The sequence below is a fragment of the Streptomyces actuosus genome, assembly GCF_016921115.1.
Classification (GTDB): Bacteria; Actinomycetota; Actinomycetes; order Streptomycetales; family Streptomycetaceae; genus Streptomyces; species Streptomyces actuosus_A.
The window spans coordinates 1-6,141 of sequence record NZ_JAFFZS010000078.1 but is presented as its reverse complement, the minus strand read 5'-3'; the positions used below and the strand labels follow the sequence as shown (position 1 = coordinate 6,141).

Annotated in this window: 6 protein-coding genes; 4 read left to right on the top strand and 2 right to left on the bottom strand. The window is 65.0% G+C overall.

What is annotated here, in order from left to right; all coding sequences use genetic code 11:
* Nucleotides 1–325 precede the first annotated feature (325 nt).
* The 4 genes from JS756_RS35460 to JS756_RS35445 all read left to right on the top strand — a co-directional run bounded on the left by JS756_RS35460 (nucleotide 326) and on the right by JS756_RS35445 (nucleotide 5,379).
* The gene (locus tag JS756_RS35460) at nucleotides 326–985 is read left to right on the top strand and encodes a ParB/RepB/Spo0J family partition protein (protein WP_205387387.1); all 660 of its coding nucleotides are present in this window, start codon (nucleotides 326–328) and stop codon (nucleotides 983–985) included.
* Nucleotides 982–2,427, top strand: a complete 1,446-nt coding sequence (locus JS756_RS35455; protein ID WP_205387386.1) for a methyltransferase domain-containing protein — start codon at nucleotides 982–984, stop codon at nucleotides 2,425–2,427. The genes JS756_RS35460 and JS756_RS35455 overlap by 4 nt, the downstream gene beginning before the upstream one ends.
* A 20-nt stretch (nucleotides 2,428–2,447) precedes the next feature.
* The gene (locus tag JS756_RS35450; RefSeq protein ID WP_205387385.1) at nucleotides 2,448–2,960 is read left to right on the top strand and encodes a hypothetical protein; all 513 of its coding nucleotides are present in this window, start codon (nucleotides 2,448–2,450) and stop codon (nucleotides 2,958–2,960) included.
* A 484-nt stretch (nucleotides 2,961–3,444) separates the two neighbouring features.
* A complete protein-coding gene (locus JS756_RS35445; protein ID WP_205387384.1) occupies nucleotides 3,445–5,379 on the top strand; it encodes a DNA cytosine methyltransferase in 1,935 nt (644 codons plus the stop codon).
* On the opposite strand, the gene JS756_RS35440 is transcribed toward JS756_RS35445, so the two are convergent.
* Complete coding sequence (locus JS756_RS35440; RefSeq protein ID WP_307791434.1) at nucleotides 5,366–5,743, bottom strand: very short patch repair endonuclease; 378 nt, start codon at nucleotides 5,741–5,743, stop codon at nucleotides 5,366–5,368. The genes JS756_RS35445 and JS756_RS35440 overlap by 14 nt on opposite strands.
* 17 nt (nucleotides 5,744–5,760) lie before the next feature.
* On the bottom strand, nucleotides 5,761–6,141 hold a 381-nt coding region (locus JS756_RS35435; RefSeq protein WP_205387388.1), incomplete at its 5' end, for a hypothetical protein.

Genomic DNA, 6,141 nt, shown 5'->3' with positions numbered 1-6,141 from the left:
TCGGCCGCCGCCCCCGACCACCCCGGATACCCCAGCAGGCATGGATCAACGACCCGGCCAAGCGCAGGGAACCCGCACCACAAACCTCATAGCGTCACGACCGTCTCACTGGACTTGAAATCTTCCGATGCCATCCGCGCCGAACTCGGCTACTACCGGGCCACGGACAAGGCGGCCAACCCCGCGACCGCCAGCGGCACTCCGCCAGCGGCAGGCCAGGCTTCCGAGGAGGGCAGCCGACCGACCGAACCGAGCCGATCCCCCTGCTGATCGTCTAGTGTTGGCGTCTGTAGGGCGCGGGGAACGGCCTACACAAGGGACGCCCGTGACCACGTTCGCCAACATCCCCGAACAGCTCCTGCCGCTCGCCGTTCCGATCGGCGACCTGGCCCCGTACCACCGCAACCCCCGCACCGGCGACCTCCCGGCCATCGCCGAGTCGCTGACGGTCAACGGCCAATACCGGCCCGTCGTGGTCAACAAGGGCACCCACACCGGACGGCCCAACGAGATCCTGGCAGGCAACCACACGGTGGCTGCCGCCCAGCAGCTCGGCTGGGAGCGCATCGCGGCCACCTGGATCGACGTCGATGACGAAGCCGCAGCACGCATCGTCATCGTCGACAACCGGACCAACGACCTCGCGGGATACGACACCGCCCTGCTGGCCGAAGTCCTCTCCGAGATCCCCGACCTCGCTGGTACCGGATACGACCGCGAAAGCGTCGACCGGCTCCTTGACGACACCTCGCTCCCCGAGACGCTGGAGCTGACCTCCGACGGCGCGGGCACCGGAGCCGCCGCCACAGTGGACTACCTCCAGTGGGGCTACCTCCAGTGGGAGTCCAAGCGGGTACGGATCACCTCCGAAGAGGTCGAAGCCCTCAACGCCATCTACACGAAGTTCGTCGACGACACCAACAGCGACCTCGGCTTCGGCTGGCACGTCCTCCAGGAAGCCCACCAGGAGGGCGACGCCGCATGAGCAAGGCACCCACGACGACGTTCTACGAGTCGTACCCGCTCGATCAACTGCGACCCGCCGACTACAACCCGCGCCGCCTCAGCGAGACGGCCTTCGTCCGGCTCCAGGCGTCGCTGCGCCGCCACGGAGTCGTCAAGCCGGTGATCCTCAACGCGGACGGCACGCTGGTCGCAGGCCACCAGAGGACGAAGGGTCTCAAGGCCATCGGCATGACCCACACCCCCGCGGTCATGCTCGGCACGAAGGTCCGCCTCCAAGACGAGATCCAGTTCAACCTGCTGCACAACCGTGTGGAGACCGAGGCCAGCGTCGTCTACGCCGAGCCCGGCGAGATCGGCGCCTGGTCCTGGATTCCGTGGCAGTCCATCCGCGTCGCCGAGCGCAAGAACCTCTCCTTCGTCAACGCCATCGGCCACATGACCGCCGGCCACGGCCCCTGGGGTAGCGTCGTCATCGACGACCAGGGCCGCATCGTCCTCAACGCCGAGTACGCCGTCGTCGCCTCCTTCTCGCGCTTCGACCTCCTCGCCTGGACCGTGGCCTCGGCCGACGCCGCCCAGCTCCACGCCGATCTCACCGGCGAGTACGGCGTCTACGACTGGAGCGCGATCGAAGACAAGGCCCCAGTCTGGAACCAGCACATCGTCCAGCCTAAGCGGCTGCGACAGTTCTCGTCCAAGGCCAAGGCGGGGAAGCTCGCGTACGGCTCCGAGACATGGGACCAGCTCGTCACGCCCTGGCTCAAGCCCACTCAGCGCGTCGTGGACTTCGGCGCCGGATACGGCGACTACGCCAAGCACCTGCGGGCCAAGGGCTTCAACATCCACGACTACGAGCCCTACCGGTGCCGGGACGGTTCTTACGCCGTCGACATCCGGGCCGTCGTCGGCATGATCCGCGACATCGACAAGGACATCCGGGCCAACGGCCTGTACGACGTCGTTGTCCTGGACTCCGTCATCAACGCCACCACCTCGCTCGACTACCAGCATTGGGTGATGACCACCGTCAACGCCCTGTGCGCTGCTGACGGGGTGGTGTGCCTCGGCACGCGGAGCCTTGCACGCGAACTGCGCGACGAGCAGGCCAAGCGGGTCACCTCGCAGACCGCGACCACGAAGATGAGCTTCCTCGACGACGACAACGTGGAGATGAACTTCGTCAAGGGGAAGTGGCAGAAGCTCCGTTTCCACACGCCCGAGACGCTGGAGCCCATGCTCCGGCGCTACTTCAAGGAAGTGAAAGTCACTGACCTCAGCGGGTCCAACCTGAAGGCGACATGCCGTCGTCCCATCCCGCTCCCCAAAGAGGAATACGAGAAGGCGTTCGAAGAGGAATTCAACATGCCTTACCCGAATGGCTTCCGTCATGACAGGCATCTGGAATTGGTGGGAAATTTGATAAAATTGGTAGTGGAGAGAAATGAATCTCTCGCCAATTAGGAAACGCAATTGGGGGGCGCATGTCGCAGCGAATACAGATACAGATTGAATCGCGAAGCCGGTACCACATCATGTGGTTGGCTGGCGTGCGGCACGTCGCCCTCGACCAGCACTGCCTGCGCAGCTTCGGCCAGCCCGACCGCCCGCGGGTGGACGTACGCCGCCGACATCAAACCCTCGAACTCCCGCAGGACAACCCGCCGCTGGCCTGGTACCTGTGCGCTCTGCCCAACCCATGGAACTGGAGTCAGAACGCCCATTTGGCTTTCGAGGGTGCCGCGGGTGAGCAGTGGGAGGGCCTGGCTCTGGTGCCCGGCTTGTACGTGCACCTCGACAATGCTCGCCCTATCGAGGGGTGGGGCGAGCACAGCATCCCTGCGAGTGAACCACGCAGGAACTCGTATCGTTTCCGTACCTGCCGCAACTACCAGTTCGCCTGGTGGCTCCGGATGGAGCGCAACGCACCGGACGCTCCGCCCGAGTACGTGCCGCCGCGGCGTCCCGGAGAAGGTGAGCAGATGTCATTGCTGTGACATCCGTTCGGGCCCGGGGCGTGGCTCCTGCTCTGGGCTCTCTCCATCTCTGACTCGTTCGCGTCCCGTCGTCAGAGGTCTCAAGGCGGTCTACCAGCGGTCGTCCCCGACTAGCGTTCGGCGCTGCGTGCGGTCGGGGGCAGCGTTCACCCGGTCCCTTGTGATGCCGCCGCAACAACTCGAAGGTACCTTCAGCTCCTCGGTGTCGTCAGCTAGGTCGAGTGAAGGCGGGACTCTACCCGGACCGACCCTGCCTGCAGCACTGCCGACGGGATCCACTATGATCGATCGCTGCAGAGTTCAACGGAACGCCGGTCCGAGAGTCACTGTTTGGGAGTCTGCGCATTCGTCGCAGGCGCCCGAGGGGAACAAAGGAAGTCACCCCAGGTAGTTCCGTTGATCAACATGCCGGAATCGTTGCTTCCACCAGGGCATCTGTGATCTCCTGGTGCTCGTTCATGTCAGGCGTACGAAGGGTTGTGCTGTGACGAAGGGATGGTACGGCGTACCCCTTGAACGCAGCGACTACCTCAAGCTCGACCCAAGCGAGAACAGCTGCGATCCCGAGGGCTTTTCGGAGTGGCTTGAAGGCTTCGGTGCGGGCAAGAGGCTGGCTGTCGACCTCTTCTCCGGCGCCGGCGGCCTCAGCTTCGGCGTCCAGCAGGCAGGTTGGACCATCGCGGCCGCCGTGGACTTCGACGACCCGGCGCTGGACACCCACAGGGCGAACTTTTCGGGCCTCAGCCTGAAGATGGACCTCGGTGACCCCGCTGAGCGCGACAGGCTCGAGGAGATCCTCAAGCCTGCCAAGATCGACCTTGTGGCCGGAGGGCCTCCCTGTCAGCCCTTCAGTCGGGCCGGGCGTAACAAGATTCGCGACCTCGTCAAGAACCACGGCCGTGATCCGGAGGACCGCCGGAAGGAGCTGTGGAGCGCCTACCTGGACATGGTCAAGCGTATCCGCCCGCGGACGGTCCTCATGGAGAACGTCCCCGACATGGGGCTGCACGACGACTTCTTCGTCATCCGGACAATCGAGGATGAACTGGAGGACCTGGGCTACGCGACACAGGTTCGACTTGTCGACGCGTGGAACTACGGGGTCCCCCAGCATCGGAAGCGTCTCATTCTCCTGGCCCGGAACGACGTCGACCAGTTCACCTGGCAGAAGCCCGACCTCCAGCGCACTACCCTTCGCGACGCCATCGGCGACCTGCCCGAGCTGGAGGTCGTCCCTACCGAGCGAGTTGGACAGCGGGTCCTGAAGTACCGAAAGCCACGAAATCTGTCTGATTTCGCCACGAGGATGCGGGAAGACGCGCCTCGTGGGGTGATCTGGGACCACATGACCCGGCGAGTCCGTAAAGACGACTATCGGATCTTCGAGGTCATGGAGTCCGACACCAAGTACTCGGATCTCCACAAGAAACTGACCAAGGAGGAGATGGAGTACCAGCGGTACAGCGCGGAAAACTACACGGACAAGTACAAGAAGCTGGCCTGGGACGAACTCAGCCGTACGATCACCGCGCACATCGCCAAGGACGGCTACTGGTACATCCACCCGGAGCAGCTGCGGACCCTCACCGTGCGCGAGGCGGCGCGCGTGCAGACGTTCCCGGACCGGTTCCGTTTCGCTGGTACCCGAAGTGACGCCTTCCGGCAGATTGGGAACGCCGTACCTCCCCTGCTGGGGGCAGCCGCCGCGTCGGTACTGAAGCCCGTCGCGGACGCGGCTCCGGAGACTGCCGGGCTCCGGCCACACTGGCGGGAGGTCCGGAGCGCCCTCACCGTGTGGGCGGAACAGCGGCGCGACAGCAGGGACTGGTATCAGCTTCCGAGCGAGGACCCCGTGCCGCTTCATGCCGCCGTCGTGGCCATACTCTCCGGAGCGAAGGCCAAGCCGGCCGTGATGGCCGACATGATGGCCTTGGTCAGAAAGTCGAAGCGGCTCACCGCAACTCTCTTCAAGAAACTGGTCGACGCCGCGCCCACGGCGCCTGTCCGAGCCCGAGTCGACCGCTTGGCGCCGCTGGTGGACAAGCCCTACGACTGGCAGTGGAACAAGCGGTTCGACGTACCTGTCAAGCTGGCCATGAAGCCAGCCGAGGCATCCCTCTACCGACTGCTGATCGGAGAGGATCTCATGCTGGTCGCGCAAGGGACGTTGCGGGTTGCCGCGCGGATAAACGACATCGACACGGATCACCCGAACCGGCTCAGTGAAGGCCGCGTCAACCTGGTGAAGCTCGTGGGGGCGGGAGAGGAAGCACCGCTCCGCATGGGAGCGATCCGCCTCATCGGTTTGGACCACTGCCGGGAAGAGCAACCCATGTGCTCGGGGTGTCCGCTCGCCGCGTACTGTCCCCGGCGGGAAGCAGACGATCTGCTGACACTGGCAGCCATCACCGAGGAGTGACTGGCCGACGGAGCACCGCCCCGTCGGCGCCGGCGATCGCCGCCACCCGCTCTGCCGCCCCCTGGACATCGCGCCGGATCTCGCATTCCCAGACACGGAGCACAGTCCACCCGGCGGCCGCAGCCTGCTCGGTGTTGCGCCGGTCGCGCTTCTTGTTGGTCTCGATCTTTTCCTGCCACAGGGCGGCGTTGGGCCCTCGGAACTCCGCAGGGGAGTGATCCGGACAGCCGTGCCAGAAGCAACCGTCGACAAAAACCGCCAGGTGATATCGGGGGAGCACGAAGTCGGCAGTGCATCGGGGCGCCACCCGCTTGTGGAGACGGAACCTGAGGCCCAGCCGGTGTACCGCCTTCCTGAGTGCCACTTCCGGCTTGGTGTCCCTCACGCGCCGGCCGCGAAGGTGCTCCCCTTCCGCAGTGGCAACCCACTGCTGGTTCGGCGTCCTGCCTGCTCCGGCCATGCTCGCAGCCCCAGCCTGTCGATGTTCTCCGAGAGGGAGAGTGCCACACTCTCCTCATGATCCGAGAACCAGCCGAACTTCATGTCGATGACCAGGGACGTGTCGAGCTGCCGCTCGGCCTGCTCGCAGAAGCTGGTATCACACCTGGTGCCGACCTCGTTGCTTTCAGTGATGGTGAAGTTCCCCCCTCGAACTGGACAGCGGGTGTTTACGCTGCCGGGACGAGGTTCTGCCTGAGCAAGGATCTCGTTTCGAGTGGAGTGACGTACCCGTAGTCGGGGTGCCGACGGAGCCGGCTGCGG

What these genes read in the sequence shown, in the direction of transcription:
- JS756_RS35455 (WP_205387386.1), top strand. Translation starts at nt 982, where the DNA reads ATGAGCAAGGCACCCACGACGACGTTCTACGAGTCGTACCCGCTCGAT.
- JS756_RS35450 (WP_205387385.1), top strand. Translation starts at nt 2,448, where the DNA reads ATGTCGCAGCGAATACAGATACAGATTGAATCGCGAAGCCGGTACCAC.